18 protein-coding genes, 1 tRNA gene and 1 riboswitch are annotated in these 20,751 nt (G+C 69.3%); of the genes, 13 read left to right on the forward strand and 6 right to left on the reverse strand.

Annotation, left to right across the window (positions count from 1 at the left end):
* The 7 genes from L0P92_RS28255 to L0P92_RS28285 form a co-directional block, all read left to right on the forward strand.
* Window positions 1-1,229 (forward strand): cytochrome P450 family protein (locus tag L0P92_RS28255; protein WP_234765877.1); only part of this gene is annotated, 1,229 nt, incomplete at its 5' end.
* A gap of 167 nt (window positions 1,230-1,396) precedes the next feature.
* Window positions 1,397-2,461, forward strand: a complete 1,065-nt coding sequence (locus tag L0P92_RS28260) for a LysM peptidoglycan-binding domain-containing protein (protein ID WP_234765878.1) — start codon at window positions 1,397-1,399, stop codon at window positions 2,459-2,461.
* A 209-nt stretch (window positions 2,462-2,670) separates the two neighbouring features.
* Window positions 2,671-2,870, forward strand: a riboswitch (cyclic di-AMP (ydaO/yuaA leader).
* Window positions 2,871-2,874: 4 nt separating this feature from the next.
* A complete protein-coding gene (locus L0P92_RS28265; protein WP_234765879.1) occupies window positions 2,875-3,552 on the forward strand; it encodes a LysM peptidoglycan-binding domain-containing protein in 678 nt (225 codons plus the stop codon).
* A 328-nt stretch (window positions 3,553-3,880) separates the two neighbouring features.
* Entirely contained in the window at window positions 3,881-5,167 is a 1,287-nt protein-coding gene (gene eno, locus L0P92_RS28270) for a phosphopyruvate hydratase (RefSeq protein ID WP_234765880.1), read from the forward strand.
* A gap of 93 nt (window positions 5,168-5,260) precedes the next feature.
* Window positions 5,261-5,740 carry an FtsB family cell division protein gene (locus L0P92_RS28275; protein ID WP_234765881.1) on the forward strand — a complete coding sequence of 160 codons (480 nt, stop codon included), beginning with the start codon at window positions 5,261-5,263 and terminating at the stop codon, window positions 5,738-5,740.
* A gap of 28 nt (window positions 5,741-5,768) precedes the next feature.
* Window positions 5,769-6,308, forward strand: coding sequence for a DUF501 domain-containing protein (locus L0P92_RS28280; RefSeq protein ID WP_234765882.1), 540 nt, complete (start codon window positions 5,769-5,771; stop codon window positions 6,306-6,308).
* Entirely contained in the window at window positions 6,305-7,276 is a 972-nt protein-coding gene (locus L0P92_RS28285; protein WP_234765883.1) for a Ppx/GppA phosphatase family protein, read from the forward strand. The genes L0P92_RS28280 and L0P92_RS28285 overlap by 4 nt, the downstream gene beginning before the upstream one ends.
* 122 nt (window positions 7,277-7,398) lie before the next feature.
* Here L0P92_RS28285 and L0P92_RS28290 read toward each other — a convergent pair whose 3' ends face one another.
* Window positions 7,399-7,617 carry a hypothetical protein gene (locus L0P92_RS28290; RefSeq protein ID WP_234765884.1) on the reverse strand — a complete coding sequence of 73 codons (219 nt, stop codon included), beginning with the start codon at window positions 7,615-7,617 and terminating at the stop codon, window positions 7,399-7,401.
* 564 nt (window positions 7,618-8,181) lie between these two features.
* Between L0P92_RS28290 and L0P92_RS28295 the strand changes: the two genes are divergently transcribed.
* Together L0P92_RS28295 and L0P92_RS28300 are read left to right on the forward strand one after the other, a co-directional pair.
* Window positions 8,182-9,558 carry an NAD(P)/FAD-dependent oxidoreductase gene (locus tag L0P92_RS28295; RefSeq protein WP_234765885.1) on the forward strand — a complete coding sequence of 459 codons (1,377 nt, stop codon included), beginning with the start codon at window positions 8,182-8,184 and terminating at the stop codon, window positions 9,556-9,558.
* A gap of 214 nt (window positions 9,559-9,772) precedes the next feature.
* Window positions 9,773-11,071, forward strand: coding sequence for a class I SAM-dependent methyltransferase (locus L0P92_RS28300; RefSeq protein WP_234765886.1), 1,299 nt, complete (start codon window positions 9,773-9,775; stop codon window positions 11,069-11,071).
* A gap of 67 nt (window positions 11,072-11,138) precedes the next feature.
* Here L0P92_RS28300 and L0P92_RS28305 read toward each other — a convergent pair whose 3' ends face one another.
* A complete protein-coding gene (locus L0P92_RS28305) occupies window positions 11,139-13,673 on the reverse strand; it encodes an ABC transporter permease (RefSeq protein WP_234765887.1) in 2,535 nt (844 codons plus the stop codon).
* Window positions 13,673-14,443 (reverse strand): ABC transporter ATP-binding protein, encoded by a 771-nt coding sequence (locus L0P92_RS28310; protein WP_234765888.1) that lies wholly within the window; start codon window positions 14,441-14,443, stop codon window positions 13,673-13,675. Before L0P92_RS28310 ends, L0P92_RS28305 begins: the two co-directional genes overlap by 1 nt.
* Before the next feature lie 392 nt (window positions 14,444-14,835).
* On the opposite strand from L0P92_RS28310, the gene L0P92_RS28315 reads away from it, so the two are divergent.
* From L0P92_RS28315 to L0P92_RS28325, 3 genes are all read left to right on the forward strand, one after another.
* Window positions 14,836-14,919, forward strand: a tRNA-Leu gene (locus tag L0P92_RS28315).
* A 156-nt stretch (window positions 14,920-15,075) separates the two neighbouring features.
* On the forward strand, window positions 15,076-16,251 hold the full coding sequence (locus L0P92_RS28320) for a 4-hydroxybenzoate 3-monooxygenase (RefSeq protein ID WP_234765889.1): 1,176 nt from the start codon (window positions 15,076-15,078) through the stop codon (window positions 16,249-16,251).
* A gap of 238 nt (window positions 16,252-16,489) precedes the next feature.
* A complete protein-coding gene (locus L0P92_RS28325) occupies window positions 16,490-17,386 on the forward strand; it encodes a Bax inhibitor-1/YccA family protein (protein ID WP_234765890.1) in 897 nt (298 codons plus the stop codon).
* Between the two features lie 83 nt (window positions 17,387-17,469).
* On the opposite strand, the gene L0P92_RS28330 is transcribed toward L0P92_RS28325, so the two are convergent.
* Complete coding sequence (locus tag L0P92_RS28330) at window positions 17,470-17,700, reverse strand: DUF4287 domain-containing protein (protein ID WP_030049879.1); 231 nt, start codon at window positions 17,698-17,700, stop codon at window positions 17,470-17,472.
* Between the two features lie 94 nt (window positions 17,701-17,794).
* Between L0P92_RS28330 and L0P92_RS28335 the strand changes: the two genes are divergently transcribed.
* Window positions 17,795-18,106 carry a hypothetical protein gene (locus L0P92_RS28335; RefSeq protein WP_234765891.1) on the forward strand — a complete coding sequence of 104 codons (312 nt, stop codon included), beginning with the start codon at window positions 17,795-17,797 and terminating at the stop codon, window positions 18,104-18,106.
* A 56-nt stretch (window positions 18,107-18,162) separates the two neighbouring features.
* Here L0P92_RS28335 and L0P92_RS28340 read toward each other — a convergent pair whose 3' ends face one another.
* Both L0P92_RS28340 and L0P92_RS28345 read right to left on the reverse strand, forming a co-directional pair.
* A complete protein-coding gene (locus tag L0P92_RS28340) occupies window positions 18,163-18,945 on the reverse strand; it encodes a hypothetical protein (RefSeq protein WP_234765893.1) in 783 nt (260 codons plus the stop codon).
* Between the two features lie 296 nt (window positions 18,946-19,241).
* Window positions 19,242-20,462, reverse strand: a complete 1,221-nt coding sequence (locus L0P92_RS28345; protein WP_234765892.1) for an acetyl-CoA C-acetyltransferase — start codon at window positions 20,460-20,462, stop codon at window positions 19,242-19,244.
* Between the last annotated feature and the right edge of the window lie 289 nt (window positions 20,463-20,751).

Here is a 20,751-nt window from a genome sequence, read left to right on the forward strand (position 1 = left end):
TCACCTGGGAGTTCGCCACCGACCCCTACCCCGCCTACGCCTGGCTGCGTGAGCATGCGCCGGTTCACCGGACCCGGCTTCCCAGTGGTGTGGAGGCGTGGCTGGTCACGCGTTACGTCGATGCCAAGCAGACACTCGCCGACAACCGGCTGTCCAAGAACCCGGCGCATCACGACGAGCCCGCGCACGCCAAGGGCAAGACCGGTATCCCGGGGGAGCGCAAGGCGGAGCTGATGACGCATCTGCTCAACATCGACCCGCCGGATCACACCAGGCTGCGCAGGCTCGTCTCCAAGGCGTTCACGCCGCGCAGGGTGGCCGAGTTCGCGCCCCGGGTGCAGGAGCTCACCGATCAGCTCATCGACCGGTTCGCCGCCGAGGGAACCGCCGATCTGATCCATGAGTTCGCCTTCCCCCTGCCCATCTACGCGATCTGCGACCTGCTCGGCGTCCCCCGGGAGGACCAGGACGACTTCCGTGACTGGGCGGGCATGATGATCCGGCACCAGGGCGGGCCCAGGGGCGGGGTCGCCCGGTCGGTGAAGAAGATGCGGGGCTATCTCGCCGAGCTCATCCACCGCAAGCGCGAGGCACTCCCCGACACCCCCGCCCCCGGCGAGGACCTCATCTCCGGCCTCATCCGCGCCTCCGACCACGGCGAGCACCTCACCGAGAACGAGGCCGCGGCCATGGCCTTCATCCTGCTGTTCGCCGGCTTCGAGACCACCGTCAACCTCATCGGCAACGGCACCTACGCCCTGCTCACCCACCCCGAGCAACGCGCCCGCCTGCAAACCTCCCTGGCCGCCGAGGAGACCGCCCTCCTCGAAACCGGCGTCGAGGAACTCCTGCGCTACGACGGCCCCGTGGAACTCGCCACCTGGCGCTTCGCCACCGAACCACTCACCCTCGGCGGGCAGCACATCGCACCCGGCGACCCCGTCCTCGTCGTCCTGGCCGCCGCCGACCGGGACCCGGAGCGCTTCGCCGACCCGGACGTCCTCGACCTCTCCCGCCGTGACAACCAGCACCTCGGATACGGCCACGGCATCCACTACTGCCTCGGCGCCCCGCTCGCCCGCCTGGAGGGCCAGACCGCGCTCGGCACGCTCCTCACCCGTCTCCCGGACCTCCGACTCGCCGTGGATCCGGGCGAGTTGAGATGGCGCGGCGGACTGATCATGCGCGGACTGCGTACGCTTCCGGTGGAGTTCACTCCAGTTGGGTGAGTACGTCCCCCTCGGCGAACATGACACGCGCTCAAGTCTGTGATCTTCACGTGATCTGCGCGGCATTAACTTGTGACAAGTGATCGTCTGCCGCTACGTTCACGCATCAACGACGGCGCCCATGTTTCACGCGCCGCGGTCACCGCTGTCTCGCGAAAGGTCCCCGCATGCTCTCCGGGAACGGTCGTCACCGTCGCCCCCGTCAGGCCCCGGCCATCCTCGTCGCGGCCGGAGTGACCGGGTCCGCCATCGCCATCCCGCTGCTCGGCGCCTCGGGCGCGAGCGCCGCAGACGGCACCGTGTGGGACAAGGTGGCCGAATGCGAGAGCGGCGGTTCCTGGAGCGCCGCCGACGACAGCGCAGGCCGCTACGGCGGACTGCAGCTGACCCAGGACGACTGGGAGAAGTACGGCGGTCTCGACTACGCCGCCAGCCCCGACCTGGCGAGCCGCTCCCAGCAGATAGCCGTGGCCCAGGACCTCCTCGCGGACCGGGGCACCAGCCCCTGGGGCACCTGCGCGGTGGTCAACGGACTCACCAAGGAGTCCGGGGCCCTCGACCTCGACACCGGAGTGGAGGAGGACTCCCCCTCCGAAGTGTCCGGCTCATCCGGCCTGCTCGATTCGCTCAACTCGTCCAATTCATCCGACTCGTCTAATTCGTCGGACTCATCCCAGTCGTCGGGATCATCGGACTCGTCCGGAGCGTCGAACCAGACCGACGACCCCTCAGGTGCGCCGAGTGAATCCTCGGATTCCTCGTCCGGATCCTCCAAGGATTCCTCCCCTTCGCCCTCTTCATCCTCTTCATCCCCTAAGGCCGAGGATTCCGTGAAGTCCGAAACGTCCTCCGACGCAAAGGCCTCACAGTCGCCCGAAAGCTCCCCCGTGGAGTCCATCACCGGTGGCAATCAGGACGATGTGGTGCAGGACGTGGGCTCCTGGAGCCTCGTCGACACCGGGTCGATCGACGCCGAAACGGCCGGCTCCGGGCGCCACCGCGGCCCCAGCGCCGACGAGAGCGAGACCGGTGGCGGTGCCGCCGACACCGCCAAGTCCTCCGGGCGCCACGCCTCGTACAGCGTCCGCGCCGGCGACACCCTCGCCTCCATCGCCGACTCCCTTGACCTCGACGGCGGGTGGCGTGCGCTGTACGCCGCGAACAAGGACGCCATCGGCCCTGACGCGAACCACATCTTCGCCGGTCAGACCCTGGACGTCCCCGCCGAATAACGCCCGAACGGGGCGAAAAACAGCGGCAGTTCGCGTCACTATTCGCACCTGAATGTCCGTTTTAAATGCAGTGAGAGATAGATCTCAGAAGCCCTGATCGTCTTTGTAATTCCCGGAATCGCATGTCTACGGTCAGGACCGCTCGCCACCAGTGCGAGCCCCGACAGCCGTCACGCCGAATCCTGCCGGCGGCCGTCCGGGAACAGTCGTCGCGTCAAGCGCCGTAGGCAGGAGCGGGGGACCCAAGGTTTGCGCCGGGTCCGGCAGTTGAGGCCCTTCGGGGCCGCACGGCCGGAGCCGGCTCGGGGTGAAGTCGCGCAACAGCAGCCGAGAGGCGAGCGTGCGCGGCCGGGCAACTCAACCGGCCCGAACCCGACAGCTCACCTCGTAGGCGTCGGTGAGGGGATCTCTCCATGCTGTTTTCCAGCAAGGGCAAGCACCGTCGTCCGTCCCGGGCCGCTCGCGCCATAGCCGTCGTCGGCGTCACCGGTGCCGCCGCCGTCGCCGCCCCGCTGATGGCCGCCGGCAGCGCCTCCGCCGCCACCGCCTCCGAGTGGGACGCCGTCGCCCAGTGCGAGTCCGGCGGCAACTGGTCGATCAACACCGGCAACGGCTACTACGGCGGTCTGCAGTTCTCCGCCTCCACCTGGGCCGCGTACGGCGGCACGGCGTACGCCGCCACCGCCGACCAGGCCAGCAAGGCCCAGCAGATCCAGATCGCCGAGAAGGTCCTCGCGGGCCAGGGCAAGGGTGCCTGGCCGCACTGCGGCACCGGCCTGTCCAGCGCCGCGTACAACGGCTCCGCGCCGAGCACCGGGACCGCCCCGCGCGCCACCGAGGAGCAGCCGGCCTCCCGCTCCGCCGAGCGCCCGGCCGCCGAGAAGAAGTCGGCCAAGACCGTCACCACCCCGACCGGCAAGAAGGTCAAGAAGGGCGACGGCGAGTACAAGGTCGTCAAGGGCGACACCCTCAGCTCGATCGCCGAGGCCGAGAAGGTCAAGGGCGGCTGGGAGAAGCTGTTCCAGCTGAACAAGGACATCGTCGAGGACGCCGACCTGATCTACCCGGGTCAGCAGCTGCACCTGAAGTAATACGGGCGCTCCAGCTGAACCACAGCGCCTTCACATCCGTGGACCTCATGGTGAAGGCCTCGTGAGGGTCACCCCCGTCCCCACGAACTCCCCGCCTCGGTGCGTCTTCCCCCGTACGCACCGGGGCGGGGTTTCTTGTGTCCCCCACCGCCGCGGGCCCTCCGCGCCGGGCCCTTTTGCCCCGGCGTCTTTGTTCCGTTCGGAAACAATTTACTCTCGGTTCTGTCCCACGGGGCGGTCGACCACCGGCCGAACGCCCGGAGCCGGTTAGGCTCGTCTCGCAGTACCCACCGCGGTCTGCGTAACCACGTCACATCCCAAGAAGGAGATGCTCGTGCCGTCCATCGACGTCGTCGTAGCCCGGGAAATCCTGGACTCCCGAGGCAATCCCACGGTCGAGGTCGAGGTCGGCCTCGACGACGGCAGCACGGGTCGTGCCGCCGTCCCGTCCGGCGCCTCCACCGGCGCCTTCGAGGCCATCGAGCTCCGCGACGGCGACTCGAACCGCTACCTCGGCAAGGGTGTGGAGAAGGCCGTCCTCGCCGTCATCGAGCAGATCGGCCCGGAGCTCGTCGGCTACGACGCCACCGAGCAGCGTCTGATCGACCAGGCCATGTTCGACCTGGACGCCACCGACAACAAGGCCTCCCTCGGCGCCAACGCCATCCTCGGCGTCTCCCTCGCCGTCGCCCACGCCGCCTCCGAGGCCAGCGACCTGCCGCTGTTCCGCTACCTGGGCGGCCCCAACGCGCACCTGCTGCCGGTGCCGATGATGAACATCCTGAACGGCGGCTCGCACGCCGACTCCAACGTGGACATCCAGGAGTTCATGATCGCCCCGATCGGCGCGGAGTCCTTCTCCGAGGCCCTGCGCTGGGGCGCCGAGGTCTACCACACCCTCAAGAAGGTGCTGAAGACCAAGGGCCTGTCCACCGGCCTCGGCGACGAGGGCGGCTTCGCCCCGAACCTGGAGTCCAACCGCGCCGCCCTCGACCTCATCGTCGAGGCCATCAAGCAGGCCGGTTACGTCCCCGGCGAGCAGATCGCGCTCGCGCTCGACGTCGCCGCGTCCGAGTTCTACAAGGACGGCAGCTACGAGTTCGAGGGCAAGTCCCGCTCGGCCGCCGAGATGACCGAGTACTACGAGGAGCTCGTCTCCGCGTACCCGCTGGTCTCCATCGAGGACCCGCTGTACGAGGACGACTGGGACGGCTGGAAGATCATCACCGAGAAGCTGGGCGACAAGGTCCAGATCGTCGGCGACGACCTCTTCGTCACCAACCCCGAGCGCCTCGCCCGCGGCATCGAGGAGGGCGCCGCCAACGCCCTGCTCGTCAAGGTCAACCAGATCGGTTCGCTGACCGAGACCCTGGACGCCGTCGAGATGGCCCAGCGCAACGGCTTCAAGTGCATGATGTCCCACCGCTCCGGCGAGACCGAGGACGTCACCATCGCCGACCTCGCCGTCGCCGTGAACTGCGGTCAGATCAAGACCGGCGCCCCGGCCCGCTCGGACCGCGTCGCCAAGTACAACCAGCTGCTGCGCATCGAGGAGATCCTCGACGACGCCGCGGTGTACGCCGGCCGCAGCGCGTTCCCGCGCTTCAAGGGCTGAGACGCAGCCGCTTAGGAAGCGTCGTACGTACGTCCCCGTACTCGGTCCCGTACCGTGTGCGGGGACGTACGCGTGTGAAACGGGAGGCGGGACATGGCCGTCAAGGACCGGGACCGGTTCTCCACCGCGACCAGGATCCGGTTGCTCGGCGAGCAGACCGCGGCCCGCGTCTACCGCTCCCAGACCAAGCGGCAGGCCCGGCGCTCCAGGCTCACCGGGCGCGCCGCGCTGCTCGCGCTGGTCGTCTGCTCCATGGTCGTGGCGCTGGCCTACCCGATAAGGCAGTACGTCTCCCAGCGCGCCGAGATCGCCGACATGCAGCGGCAGAAGGAAGAGGCCGCCCAGCGCGTCGAGCAGCTGCGCGACCTCAAGGCACGCTGGCAGGACGACGCGTACGCCGAGCAGCAGATCCGGCTGCGGCTGCACTACGTGCTGCCCGGCGAGACCGGTTACATCGTGGTCGACCCGGACGCGGCCAAGCAGGCGCGGACCGACCGGCGCGCCGCCGACCGGCCCTGGTACACGAACATCTGGGACGGGGTCGACAAGGCCGACGCGGCCGCCGACCACTGAGCCCAGCGAGACCCATGGAAAGACAGGCATGCAAACGCCCCCGCCGCCCACCCCGCGCACCGAGCCCACCGACGCGGACGTCGAGGCCTTCAAGCAGCAGCTCGGGCGTCCCCCGCGCGGACTGCGCGCCATCGCGCACCGGTGCCCGTGCGGGCAGCCCGATGTCGTCGAGACGGCGCCCCGGCTGCCCGACGGCACGCCCTTCCCGACGCTGTACTACCTGACGTGCCCGAAGGCGTCGTCGGCGATCGGCACGCTGGAGGCGAACGGCGTGATGAAGGAGATGACGGCGCGGCTGGAGAGCGATCCGGAGCTGGCCGCGGCGTATCGCTCCGCGCACGAGGACTACATCCGGCGGCGTGACGAGATCGAGGAGCTGACCGGGTTTCCGAGCGCGGGGGGCATGCCGGACCGGGTGAAGTGCCTGCATGTGCTGGTCGCGCACTCGTTGGCCGCAGGGCCGGGGGTGAACCCGCTGGGGGACGAGGCAATCGCGATGCTGCCGCAGTGGTGGGCCAAGGGCGCGTGCGTGACGCTTCCGCAGCAGCCCGAGGGGGAGGACCAGTGACCCGCGTCGCCGCCATCGACTGCGGTACCAACTCCATCCGGCTCCTGGTCGCCGACGTGGACCCCGCGACCGGCGAACTCGTCGACCTGGACCGCCGTATGACGATCGTGCGGCTCGGCCAGGGCGTCGACCGTACGGGCCGGCTCGCCCCCGAGGCGCTGGAGCGGACCTTCGCCGCCTGCCGGGACTACGCGGCGATCATCAAGGAGCACGGCGCCGAACGGCTCCGCTTCGTCGCCACCTCCGCCTCCCGGGACGCCGAGAACCGGGACGAGTTCGTGCGCGGGGTGATGGACATCCTGGGCGTCGAGCCCGAGGTCGTCACCGGGGACCAGGAGGCCGAGTTCTCGTTCACCGGCGCCACCAAGGAGCTGGTGGGCCGCGAGGACCTGCACCGGCCCTATCTCGTCGTGGACATCGGCGGCGGGTCGACCGAGTTCGTCGTCGGCGAGGAGCACGTCCGGGCGGCACGCTCCGTGGACGTCGGCTGCGTACGGATGACCGAGCGTCACCTGGTCCGCGACGGCGTCGTCTCCGACCCGCCCTCCGAGGAGCAGATCGCGGCGATACGGGCCGACATCGAGGCCGCCCTCGACCTCGCCGAGGAGACGGTGCCGCTGCGCGAGGCGAGGACGCTGGTGGGGCTGGCCGGTTCGGTGACCACGGTGTCGGCCATCGCCCAGGACCTGCCCGAGTACGACTCGGCCCGCATCCACCACTCCCGGATCACCCACGACCGGGTCCGCGAGATCACCCACCGGCTGCTGCACTCCACCCACGCCGAGCGCGCGGCCATTCCCTCCATGCACCCGGGCCGCGTCGACGTCATCGCCGCCGGCGCCCTGGTCCTGCTCGCCGTCATGGAGCGGATCGGCGCCGAGGAGGTCGTCGTCAGCGAGCACGACATCCTCGACGGCATCGCCTTCAAGGTGGCGGAGGAAGCCGAAGCGGGCCAGGACGGCGACTGACCCGCCGCGCCACGCGGGCGGCAGCTTCCGGAGAACGGCGACGGGCCCCGGTACCTCGGGTGAGGTACCGGGGCCCGTCGTATGAGGCCCCGCGGGTGTGTCAGCCCCTGTGGGCCTGTCCGTCAGTTGCAGAGGAGGACGAGGAGGCCGCTGCACCCTCCGTCGTCGCCATGGCCGCCGTAGGTCGGAGTCGACTGCGCGGCCGTGGCTTTCGTGGCGACGGGTTGGGCGGGTGCGGCAGCGGCGGTCGCCGCTCCCGCTGTCAGGGCGATGCTCAGGGCAGCGCCGACCAGGACTATTCGTGAGGTGGCCCGCTGGAGGGCCTTCTGTGAGGTGATCATGGCTGCACGTTATGTGCCTGTCTGATCAATTTGCGCGCCGAGCGTGGCCGACCGGGTGACGGCCATGCGGGCAACGGTGATCGGGGTCGCATCGGCGGGGTGGTCCGGGTCTCGTTTACTACTCGTCGGTAGCCGCAGACTGAGCAGGTCGGCTAGCGTATGAGCGCTCCCGAGGGGGGGCTTTCAGGCCCCTGGGAGGCGGTCCGGCGAGGCCCGCTCCGGAAAGTTCGTGAAGTTCTTCACAAGGAATTGGGTCCTGGAGAAGCACGGACGGCCGTCGGTTGACCCTTCCGAGGGGTGAACAGGGCCTTGAACATGTTCAGATGGCCGGTGTAAGGAAGGTTCAGGACGGCCTCTCGGGGAGGCGTTCCGGGTCGCTCACAGAGGGTCTGCTGAGCCAGAGAGGCAGCTCACGCGGCATTGACAACGGGGCGTAACGCCTCCGGGTTCCCGATCGTGACCATGACCTGGGTCACGCGGGCCGGGGAGTGTAGCACAGGGCCTGCAAGAGCTTGTGAAGGGGCGCACGAGCGACCCCCCTGAGGCGGGTGGATACTCGATGGCATGAGCACCACGGAGCGTCCCAGGATCCTCGTAGTAGGCGGTGGGTACGTAGGCCTGTACGCAGCTCGGCGCATCCTCAAGAAGATGCGCTACGGAGAGGCGACCGTCACGGTCGTCGACCCCCGGTCGTACATGACCTACCAGCCCTTCCTCCCCGAAACCGCCGCCGGCAGCATCTCCCCGCGCCACGTCGTCGTCCCGCTGCGACGCGTGCTGCCCAAGGCGGAGGTCCTCACCGGCCGGGTCACCACCATCGACCAGGACCGCAAGGTCGCCACGATCGCCCCCCTCGTGGGCGAGGCGTACGAGCTGCCTTTCGACTACCTCGTCATCGCGATGGGCGCGGTCTCCCGCACCTTCCCGATCCCCGGCCTCGCCGAGCAGGGCATCGGCATGAAGGGCATCGAGGAGGCCATCGGCCTGCGCAACCACGTCCTGGAGCAGCTGGACAAGGCCGACTCCACGACCGACGAGGAGATCCGCCGCAAGGCGCTCACCTTCGTCTTCGTCGGCGGCGGCTTCGCCGGTGCCGAGACCATCGGTGAGGTCGAGGACATGGCCCGCGACGCGGCCAAGTACTACACCAGCGTCAAGCGCGAGGACATGCGGTTCATCCTCGTCGACGCCGCCGACAAGATCCTCCCCGAGGTCGGCCCCAAGCTCGGCCAGTACGGCAAGGAGCACCTGGAGGCCCGCGGTGTCGAGGTCTACCTCTCCACCTCCATGGACTCCTGCGTCGACGGCCACGTCGTGCTGAAGAACGGCCTCGAGGTCGACTCCAACACGATCGTGTGGACGGCCGGCGTCAAGCCGAACCCGGCGCTCTCCCGCTTCGGCCTGCCCCTCGGCCCGCGCGGTCACGTCGACTGCGAGCCGAGCCTCCAGGTCAAGGGCACCGACTACATCTGGGCCGCCGGCGACAACGCCCAGGTCCCGGACCTCGTCGGCCGCAAGGCGGGCAACGACAACGCCTGGTGCCCGCCGAACGCCCAGCACGCGCTGCGTCAGGCCCGCGTCCTCGGCGACAACGTGATCTCCGGTATGCGGGGCTTCCCGCAGAAGGACTACTCGCACGCCAACAAGGGCGCGGTGGCCGGTCTCGGCCTCCACAAGGGCGTGGCGATGATCGTCATGGGCAAGATGAAGATCAAGCTCAAGGGCCGTCTCGCCTGGTACATGCACCGCGGCTACCACGGTCTGGCCATGCCGACCTGGAACCGCAAGGTCCGCGTCTTCGCCGACTGGACCCTCGGCATGTTCCTCAAGCGCGAGGTCGTCTCCCTCGGCGCGATGGAGCACCCGCGCGAGGAGTTCTACGAGGCCGCCAAGCCCGTGCCCGCGGCTGAGCCGAAGAAGACCGAGGTGAAGGCTTCCTGACTTCGTCAGGCGCCTGAACCGAACGAAAGACCCCCTGCCGTCCGTGGTGCAGGGGGTCTTTCGGCGTTCCCGGCGACCGCGCCGCGCCCCCGATGATGTGGTCCCCACGCGTATTTTGCCTGGCCGTAACGCGCGTGGGGGACTGCGCCGGAGCCCCTCAGGTGTTTACGTGGTGTTGGACATTCCGGGATTCCTCGTCACGGAGGTGTGCGCCATGCCAGACGCCGCGGTGCGGCTGAAGGGCCTTCTCGAACAGTTGCTGGGAGTTCCGCTCCCGGTGCGCATCCGCGCCTGGGACGGTTCGCGGTCGGGGCCGCCGGGCGCGCCGACTCTCGTCGTACGCAACCGCCGTGCCGTACGGCGGCTGCTGTTCAAGCCCGGCGAACTCGGCCTGGCCCGGGCCTGGGTGGCCGGGGACCTCGACATCGAGGGCGATCTGTACGCCGCCCTCGATCTGCTCGCGGGACTCGTGTGGGAGCGCGGGGAGGACACCCGAAGCCTGGCTCAGGCGCTGCGGGACCCCGAGGTGCGCGCCGCCGTGCGCGGGCTCCTGCGGCTCGGCGGACTTCCGCTGCCGCCCGCGCCGCCGCCCGAGGAGGTGCGCCGGGTCCGCGGTCATCTGCACACCAGGCGCACCGACAGACGCGCCATCAGCCACCACTACGACGTGGGCAACGACTTCTACGAGATCGTCCTCGGCCCGTCCATGGTGTACTCCTGCGCCTACTGGTCGGCCCCGCCCCCGGACGGCACCCTCGAAGCCGCCCAGCGCGACAAACTCGACCTCGTCTGCCGCAAGCTCGACCTCCGGCCGGGCCGGCGGCTGCTCGACGTCGGCTGCGGCTGGGGCTCGATGGCCATCCACGCGGCCCGCGAGTACGGCGTGAGCGTCGTCGGCGTCACCCTCTCCCAGGAGCAGGCGGCGTACGCCCGCAAGCGCGTCGCCGACGAGGGGCTCACCGACAAGGTGGAGATCCGCGTCCAGGACTACCGGGACGTCGAGGACGGCCCGTACGACGCCGTCTCCTCCATCGGCATGGCCGAACACGTCGGTGCCGAGCGGTACCTGGAGTACGCGGATGTGCTGTTCGGGCTGCTGAAGCCGGGCGGGCGGCTGCTGAACCACCAGATCGGGCGGCGGCCGCAGCGCGACGAATCCTCGTACCGCGTCGACGAGTTCATCGACTCCTACGTCTTCCCCGACGGCGAGCTCCAGCCCATCGGCGTCACCGTCACCCAGCTGGAGCGGGCCGGGTTCGAGGTGCGTGACGTCGAGTCGATCCGGGAGCACTACGCGCTGACCCTGCGCCGCTGGGTGGAGCGTCTGGAGGCCGACTGGGCACGGGCGGTCAAGCTCACCGGCCCGGGCCGCGCCCGCGTCTGGCGCCTCTACATGGCCGCCTGCGCCCTCGCCTTCGAGCGCAACCGCATCGGCGTCAACCAGGTCCTGGCGATCAGGACCCCCGACTCCGGGGACTCCGGGATGCCGCTGCGCTCCCGTACCTGGGGCTGAGAGGCAGGCAAAGGGCCCCGCTCCCTGCCGGGAACGGGGCCCTGGTGCGCGTACGGACGTGGTACGGCTATTCCGCCTTGATCGCGTTCAGCATGTTCAGGCGTGCGGCGTTGCGGGCCGGCCACAGGGCGGCCAGGACGCCCACCAGGCCGGCCAGCACCAGGAAGATGCCGATCCGGTCCCAGGGCAGGACCAGCGTGTAGCCCGGGATCTGCGCCTTGATGGTCTCGCCGATCGCCCAGCCGAGGAACGAGCCGAGGCCGATGCCGACCACCGCGCCGAACACCGAGATGACCACGGCCTCCAGCCGGACCATCCGCTTCACCCGGCGCCGGTCGAGACCGATCGCCCGCAGCATGCCGATCTCCTGCTGCCGTTCGAAGACCGACATCGCCAGGGTGTTGACGACACCCAGCACCGCGATGATCAGGGCCATCGCCAGCAGGCCGTACATGATGTTCAGCATCGTGTTGATGGCGCCGCCGAACTCGTTGCGGATGTCCTGCTTGTCCATGATCTTGATCGCGGGGTTGTCGCCCAGCGCGTCGATGAGGACCTGCTCGTTCGCCGCGGTCTGGCCGCCGTCCGTCTTCACGAAGATCTGCTGGATGTACGGCTGAGCCTCGTGCGGCTTCACGACCTCGGTGTCGACGAGGACGGGGGAGAGGAACTCGCTGTCCTTGAAGACCGCGCCGACCGTCAGCGTGCCCTTCTTCTCGTCGCCGAAGGTGACGGGGAGCTTGTCGCCCGGCTTCCAGCCCCTGTTCTCGGCCGTCTTCTCGGCGACCGCGATCTGCCCCTCGGCGAGCGAGTCCACGCTGCCGCTGACGACGTCGACGTTCAGGACCTGCTGGATGTCGCCCGGCGTGACCCCCGAGGCGGACACGAAGTCGTCGCCGCCGAGCTCGAAGTAGACGCTCTGCTGCGGGGAGACCGCCGAGACGCCCTTGGCCTTCTCCAGCGCCGTCAGCGCGGACTGGTCGAGGTCGCCGCCGTTCGCCATCGAGACCATGTAGTCGGCCTTGATGTTGTCCGTGGTCATCTTGTCGATGGCGGTGCCGACCGTGATGCCGAGCACCGAAAGGCCGGTGACCAGCGTCAGGCCGATGGCCAGCGCCGAGGCGGTGGCGCCGGTACGGCGCGGGTTGCGGACCGCGTTCTGGCCGGCCAGCTTGCCGGCGACCCCGAACGGGCCGACGAGCAGCGGGCGGACGAGCGCGATCACGGGCCGGGACAGCAGCGGGATCAGGATGATCACCCCGATCAGCGCGAAGAACGCGCCCGCCGCGATGTACATCCGGCCGTCGTCGCCGCCGGACGAGGCGCCCAGCACGATCGCGGCCGAACCGAGGGCGGTGATGGCCGCGCCGAGCGAGTTGCGCAGCACCAGCGACTTGGTGGTGGCCACCGCGTGGACGCTGTTCATGGCCGCCACCGGCGGGATCTTCGCGGCCCGGCGGCCGGGCAGCCAGGCGGCGAACATCGTGATCAGCACACCGACACTGATCGCGGCGATCACCGGCGTGGCGGACACGATCAGCGGGCCGCCCGGGATCTTCATGTCGAACGCGGCCATCCCGGACCGCAGTCCGACCGCGAGACCGATGCCGAGGACGAAGCCGATCACCGAGGCGACCAGGCCCACCACCGCGGCCTCGGCCAGTACCGAGCGGGTGATCTGCCTGCGGGACGCGCCGACGGCGCGCATCAGCGCGATCTCCTTGGTGCGCTGGGCGACCAGCATCGTGAAGGTGTTGGAGATCAGGAAGACACCGACGAACAGCGCGATGCCCGCGAAGCCCAGCAGGACCTGCTTGAGCGAGCCCAGGCCCTGTTCGATCTGCTCGGCCTGCTCGTCCGCGAGTGCCTTGCCGGTCTGTGCCTCGGCGCTGTCCGGCAGCAGCCGCTCGACCGCGTCCAGGATCGCGGCGTCGGACGCGCCGGGTGCGGCGGTGACGGTGGCGCTCGCGAAGTAGCCCGGCTTGAGGTACTGCTTCTGGGCGACCGCGGTGTCGAAGAGGACGAGGCTGCCGCCGGCGTTCACGGCACCGTCCTCGGTGGTGAACACACCGCTGAGGGTGAACTCCTTCACCGGCCCGTTGGTCGCGACCCGCACCCGGTCGCCGACCTGGTACTCGCCCTTGGCGGCGGAGTCCTTGTCCAGGGCGATCTGGTCGTCCTTCACCGGGCCCGAGCCGTCGGTGAACGTGTAGGCGGGGTCCTTGCCGTCCTTGCCGGGCGCGAAGTTGGCGCCCTTGTTGGACCAGCCGACGCCGATCAGCTTGCCGTCGGGGTCGGCGACCCCGGCGAAGCCGTCGACGCGGCCGTACGCGGCGGCGACGCCGTCCACCGCGGAGATCTTCTCCAGGGTCTTGCGGGAGAGCCCGGGCTCTTCCTCGGGGTTGTCCGGGTCGGCGTGCGAGGTGACGGCGACGGCGACGTCGTCGTAGCTCTTCGCGGACTGGTTGCGGAAGGCGTTGGAGAGGGTGTCGGCGAAGACCAGGGTGCCGGAGACGAACGCGACGCCGAGCATGACGGCGAGCACGGTCATCAACAGCCGGGCCTTGTGCGCGAGTACGTTGCGCAGGGCGGTGCGGAACATCAGCTGGTGCGGCCCTTCGCGTCGAACTGCTTCATGAAGTCGAGGACGTTGTCCGCGGTGGGCTGGTACATCTCGTCGACGATCCGGCCGTCGGCGAGGAAGACCACGCGGTCCGCGTACGCGGCGGCGACCGGGTCGTGGGTCACCATGACCACCGTCTGCCCCAACTCCCGTACGGAGTTGCGCAGGAAGCCGAGGACCTCGGCGCCGGAGCGCGAGTCGAGGTTTCCGGTCGGCTCGTCACCGAAGATGATCTCGGGCCTGGAGGCCAGCGCGCGGGCCACGGCGACACGCTGCTGCTGGCCGCCGGAGAGCTGGGCGGGGCGGTGGCCGAGACGGTCGGCCAGGCCCACCATCCGGATGACCGAATCCACCCACTGCTTGTCGGGTTTGCGGCCCGCGATGTCCATCGGAAGGGTGATGTTCTCCAGCGCGGTCAGCGTGGGCAGCAGGTTGAACGCCTGGAAGATGAAGCCGATCTTGTCCCGGCGCAACTTGGTGAGCTGCTTGTCCTTCAGGGAGCCCAGCTCGGTGTCGCCGATGCGCACGGAACCGGAGGAGAAGGTGTCCAGGCCGGCCACGCAGTGCATCAGCGTGGACTTGCCGGAGCCGGAGGGGCCCATGATCGCGGTGAACTCGGCCTGCCGGAACTCGACGGTGACCCGGTCCAGGGCGACCACCTGGGTCTCGCCCTGTCCGTAGATCTTCGACAGATCCGTGGCACGCGCGGCCACGGTGGTGGCCCGGCCGGCGATGGATGCGGTGGTCACGAGAAGGCGCTCCTGAGGGACGACGGTGTGTTCGAAGGGACTCGTCCATCGTCCTGGCCGAAGAGCGCCGTGTAGTCAGTCGCTGTTCCGGTTCCGAAGGCAGACTCGGGACGGACCGGACCCCCTCGCGTCATACCTGAGGATGACGAGGATCCCTGACGGGTGTTCGCGTCTGGAACAGGTGGACCGTCCTTGTTTGGACGGTGAAATTCCGTCATTCCGCATGCGCCGCCCACGGCCGGGCGTAAGGCTATTGGCAAGTGCGGATGGCGCGTTCCGTGGGCTGATGCACCCTCAGACGTCAATAAAATAAGACAACATCGGTCCGCCCGTCCGCTGTTCGGGGGATGTATCCCGATAGGCTCGGAACCTCGATGCGGAGCCCATGGCCTGCCCAGATGGTGGAATGCAGACACGGCGAGCTTAAACCTCGCTGCCCCTTCGCGGGCGTGCCGGTTCAAGTCCGGCTCTGGGCACTTCCGACTTCCCTCCCCCCTCTCCGGCTCTTCGAGCTTCCCTTCAAGACTTCACCACCGACCGTTGACAGCGGGCGGGTGCGGACGGAGACTCGTCAGGCAATGGTGAATGAAATTTCACCAGACGAACTCGCGAACCTCGAAGGGAAGCGACCGATGCGTACGACCGTCGGCATCATCGGAGCGGGCCCCGCCGGCCTCCTCCTCGCCCGTCTGCTCCACAACGCCGGCATCGACTCGGTCGTCCTGGAGAGCCGCGACCGCGCCTACGTCGAGCACCGCCAGCGCGCCGGAATCCTGGAGCAGGGCACGGTGGACGTCCTGCGCGCGGCCGGCGCGGGCGAGCGGATGGACCGTGAGGGCCTGCGGCACGACGGCATCGAGCTCCGCTTCGACCGCAGGCGCCACCGCGTCGACTTCCCCGCCCTGACCGGCGGCCGGTCCGTGATGGTCTACGCCCAGACCGAGGTCTGCAAGGACCTCATCGCCCTCCAACTCAAGGACGGCGGCCCGCTGCTGTTCGAGGCGGAGGCACTGGCCGTCGAGGACGCGGACACCGAAAGCCCGCGCGTCCGCTTCCGGCGCGAGGGCGTCGAGGACGTCCTCGAATGCGACTACGTCGTCGGCTGCGACGGCTTCTGGGGCGTGGCCCGCGGGGCGATCCCCGCCGAACTCACCCGCGTCTTCGAGCGGACGTACCCCTTCGGCTGGCTCGGCATCCTCGCCGACGTCGCCCCCTCGCACGACGAGTTGGTCTACGCCCGCCACGACCGCGGCTTCGCCCTGCTGTCCATGCGCTCCCCGTCCGTCTCCCGCCTCTACCTCCAGGTCCCGGAGGGCACCGACGCCGAGGCGTGGGGCGACGACAAGATCTGGGCGGAGCTGGAGCGCCGCTTCGAGACCGCCGACGACTGGCGCCTGGAGCGCGGCCCCATCACCCAGAAGTCGGTCACACCCATGCGGTCCTACGTCCACGAACCCATGCGCCACGGCCGCCTCTTCCTGGCCGGTGACGCGGCACACATCGTGCCGCCGACGGGCGCCAAGGGGCTGAATCTGGCCGTCGGAGACGTCGTCACTTTCGCGCGGGCCCTGACCTACGAAAGGGAAACGGGCTCGGCGGAGCTCCTCGACGCCTACTCCGCGACCTGTCTGCGCCGCGTCTGGCAGGCCGAGCGGTTCTCCTACGACATGACGACGCTGCTGCACCGCGCGCCCGACGCCACGCCCTTCGAGGACCGGCTCCAGCTGGCGCGGCTGGAGCGGCTCGCGTCCTCACGGGCGGCCGAGACGGACCTCGCCGAGGGCTACACGGGCTTCCCGTTCGGGTGAGCGCGGGCGGGTGCGCACGCGTGCGCACGGGTGCGGGCCAGGGGAGTGATCTCCGGTCGGTTCCGGCCATGTCCCAGCTTGGTTATGAATGATCCCCTCCGTGGCCGGGAATCACCCGGCCGCGTAGCGTGTTGGCCAGCACGACGAGGGAAAGATCCTCCCCAAGCACTAGGGTCAATCCTTTGCCTACCTATTACTCTTGAGCCAAGGCCACGCACGGTGGCCATGGAGGAGTGAAATGAGGAGCAGCAACCCGGTCTTCTCGCGACGGGGGTTCAGCCGCGACAACGGCTACGCGGGCTTCAACACCGCGCCGCAGGCCGGGGGCGCCGCTGTCGGCACGCAGGGCAACCCTTACGCCCAGCCGCAGGCCGGCAACCCGTACGCGCAGAACCCTTACGCCCAGCAGGACCTTCAGTACGGCGCACCGCCGCAGGCCCCGGCCACCACCGGCCGGATGACGATGGACGACGTCATCCTGCGCACGGGCACCACGCTCGGCACCCTGATCGTCACGGCCGCCCTCGCCTGGGCGCTGCTGCCGGTCGACGACGCGAACATCAGCCGGTCGTACGGCATCGCGATCGTCGCCGGTCTGGTCGGCATGGTGCTGGCGCTCGTGCAGTCCTTCAAGCGCAAGGCCTCGCCCGCGCTGATCCTGTCGTACGCCGCGCTCGAGGGTGTCTTCCTCGGTGTCGTCTCCAGCGTCGTCGACAACCGCATCGCCAGCGGTGCGGCCATGCAGGCGGTGCTCGGCACGATGGCGGTCTTCGCCGCCGTGCTGGTCGCGTACAAGGCCGGCTGGATCCGCGTCAACCGCCGCTTCGTCGGCTTCGTGATGGCGGCCGCGCTCGGCTTCATCCTGCTGATGGCGGTCAACCTGCTGTTCGCCGTCTTCGGCGGCGGCGACGGCCTCGGCTTCCGCAGCGGCCCGCTCGGCATCGTCTTCGGCATCGTCGGCATCCTGCTCGGCGCCTGCTTCCTCGCCCTGGACTTCAAGCAGGTCGAGGACGGTCTCGCCTACGGCGCGCCGCGCGAGGAGGCCTGGCTCGCGGCCTTCGGCCTCACCATGACGCTGGTGTGGATCTACATGGAGTTCCTGAGGCTCATCTCGATCCTCAACAGCAGTGACTGATCCGCGACGGCCGTAGCACGGACGTGAGCGAAGGGCCCCGGGTTCGTCCCGGGGCCCTTCGTCGTCTGTGCGCGCGTCTGCCTCTAGAGGAACTTGCGCGCCGCCCTCCTCAGGTCGTACTCGTGGACGATCGCCTTCGCGTGGCCGTACGCGAGGTCGTATTCGTGTCGCAGCCAGCTGACCTTCTCCTCGAAGCGGACGAGGGCCGGGCCTTCTTCTACGGTGCGCAGCCAGTCGGAGACTTCACGACCGGTGCAGTGGGGGATGCGGGCGAGCATGTTGCGGTGGGTCTCCTCGGAGAGGACGTGGGACATCGGCGCCTCCGGACGCAAAGGGGATGTAAGCCGGTCCTTCAGGTCACCGTGCCTGAGCGTTCGCCCGTTGGCAACAGTCGCGTACGCTCACGGCGTGGTTGATACGACGCGTCTGACCCAAGCCGTAGATCACTTCGCCGATCGGTTGCGGGCGGCACCGCAGTCTCGATTGCAGCGGGGCGCTGCCGCGGAGGCGCTGGCGCTGGCCAGGCGGTTGGCATCGTGGGCGCAGGCTGTGGAGTCGCCCGGGGTCGAGGCTCGGGTCATGCCGGATGCGGGGATGTTTGCCGCGGCGGATCAGATCACCGTGGCCGCGCATGACTTGGCGGTGGTGATCGAGAGTGACGCCGAGGTCGCTGAGGCTGTGGGGTTGGTCGAGGAGGCGCAGAAGAGGGCGGGGGTCTGAGGGTTCGTTGGCGACTGACGGTTCGGGGGGGGCTTGTCGCGCAGTTCCCCGCGCCCCTAAAGGGACGCTATGACCCGGTCGGCCAGGATGTAGACGTTCTCCTCGCCGCAGGCGAACGTGAGGGTGTACGCGCCTGAGACTCCTGAGCCGCCCAGGAGTACCGGGGTCTCACCCGCGCGCAGGGCTCCTGCGAGGCGCTCGGCTGTCTCGCGGTGGCCCGGGGTCATGCAGAGGGTGGTGCCGTCGGCGAAGACGTAGACGTCGAGGGTGCCGAGGGGGCCGGGGCGGACGTCGGTGAGTTCGGTGGCGGAGGCGGCCAGTTCCTCGAGGGTGGAGACCGTACGCTCATGGTCGTTCACGGCGGGTGAGGAGACCGGGACGAAGTCCGGGTGAGAGGGGTGACGGCGGCGGGCCGCGGCCAGTTCGGGGGAGTCTCCCGCGAAGTCGTCCGTGTCCGCGGTCGGCTCGGTCACCGGCTCCAGATGCTCCAGGCCCGCGAAATCGGCCTGGCGGGGCAGGAACAGCTCGCTGTCGGACAGGCCCAGCAGGGTGGGTGCCTCGGAGCCGTCGCGGGACTCCTGGGCGGCCCAGAAGGCGCGCGCCTCGGCCAGCTCCCGCTCTCGTTCCTCGGCGAGGGCCTCGGCGACCGCGGCGCGTATCTCATCGGCCTCGGCGGAGAGGCGGGCCTGCGGGACCTTGCCCCGGGCCGCGGCGGCGTTGTTCTGTGCCAGCTCGGTGTGCAGGGCCGCGACCTGTCGGCGCAGCACCATGAGGGTGCGCAGGACGGCGACGCCCACGGCGCCGGTGGCGGCCGTGGTGAGCAGCAAGGCGATCGGCATGGCGCTCACTGACGTACTCCCGGTTCAAAGTCGACCCCCGACTTCCTACATCAGCTTGAAGGGCGGACTATCAAGCTGTCAGTGCGTAACGTCACGAAACGGACAGGATTTTGGGCCTGGTGTTTGGTGGTGCGACGGCTCTGAGCTGCGTAAATCCCTCCGCAGAGGGAGATAGGTCACATCCTGGGGGAGATTGGATCACAAAACGGCCCAGAACCAAGGGGCTTCCCGGGTTCTGGGCCGAAGGCTCACGCTGGGTCGTGAGTTGACTACTCAGGGGCTTTTGTCGAGCGGCTTCAGCTGAGGCGCTCGATGACCATCGCCATGCCCTGGCCGCCGCCGACGCACATCGTCTCCAGACCGAACTGCTTGTCGTGGTGCTGGAGGGAGTTGATCAGCGTGGTGGTGATGCGGGCGCCGGTCATGCCGAAGGGGTGGCCGACGGCGATGGCGCCGCCGTTGACGTTCAGCTTGTCGATGTCGATGCCCAGCTCGCGGTACGAGGGGATCACCTGGGCGGCGAACGCCTCGTTGATCTCGACCAGGTCGATGTCGTCGATGGTGAGGCCGGCGCGGCGCAGGGCCTGGTTGCTCGCCTCGACCGGGCCGAGGCCCATGATCTCGGGGGAGAGGCCGGAGACGCCGGTGGACACGATGCGGGCGAGCGGGGTGAGGCCGAGTTCGCGGGCCTTGGTGTCCGACATGATGACGAGGGCGGCGGCGCCGTCGTTCAGGGGGCAGCAGTTGCCGGCGGTGACCAGGCCGTCGGGGCGGAAGACGGGCTTGAGGCCGCCGACGGCCTCCATGGTGACGCCGGCGCGCGGGCCGTCGTCCTTGGAGACGACCGTGCCGTCGGGGGTGGTGACCGGGGTGATCTCGCGCTCCCAGAAGCCGTTCTTGATGGCTTCCTCGGCGAGGTTCTGGGAACGGACGCCGAACTCGTCCATGTCCTGGCGGGTGATGCCCTTGAGGCGGGCGAGGTTCTCTGCCGTCTGGCCCATCGCGATGTAGGCGTCCGGCACGAGGCCGTCCTCGCGCGGGTCGTGCCAGGTCGTGCCCTCCTGCTCGGCGACGGCGGCGGTGCGGGCCTCGGCCTCGGCGAAGAACGGGTTGTGGGTGTCCGGGATGCTGTCGGAGTTGCCCTTGGCGTAGCTGGAGACCATCTCCACGCCGGCCGAGATGAAGACGTCGCCCTCGCCGGCCTTGATGGCGTGCAGGGCCATGCGGCTCGTCTGGAGGGAGGAGGAGCAGTACCGGGTGATGGTGCAGCCCGGGAGGTGGTCCATTCCCATCTGTACGGCGACGATGCGGCCGAGGTTGTTGCCCTGTTCGCCGCCGGGGAGGCCGCAGCCGAGCATCAGGTCGTCGATGTCCCTGGGGTCCAGTTCGGGGACCTTGGCGAGGGCGGCCTGGATGATCGTGGCGGTGAGGTCGTCGGGGCGGAGGTCTTTCAGGGAGCCCTTGAAGGCGCGGCCGATGGGGGAGCGGGCGGTCGAGACGATCACTGCTTCGGGCATCACGGCTCCATTGGCATACCGGGGGGTCGGGCTAGGGCTGTGAGGGAAGTTACCCGTACGTACGGGCGAGGTCACGGGGGTGGCGGTGTGACCCTGACCGCAATTTTCTAAGCGCTTGCTTTCCTCGCCCCCCGGGGGTTGTTCTTCGGGTGCGGGTGCGTGGGGGCTGGTTGCGCAGTTCCCCGCGCCCCTTGAGGTATTTCAGCCCGTCCGGCGTTTGAGGACGAGGCCCGGAGGGCCGATGCGGGGGTCTGGGGGCGGAGCCCCCAAGGATGGGACGGGTAGGGGC

The organism is Streptomyces muensis (assembly GCF_021474425.1).
In the GTDB taxonomy this organism is placed as follows: Bacteria; Actinomycetota; Actinomycetes; order Streptomycetales; family Streptomycetaceae; genus Streptomyces; species Streptomyces muensis.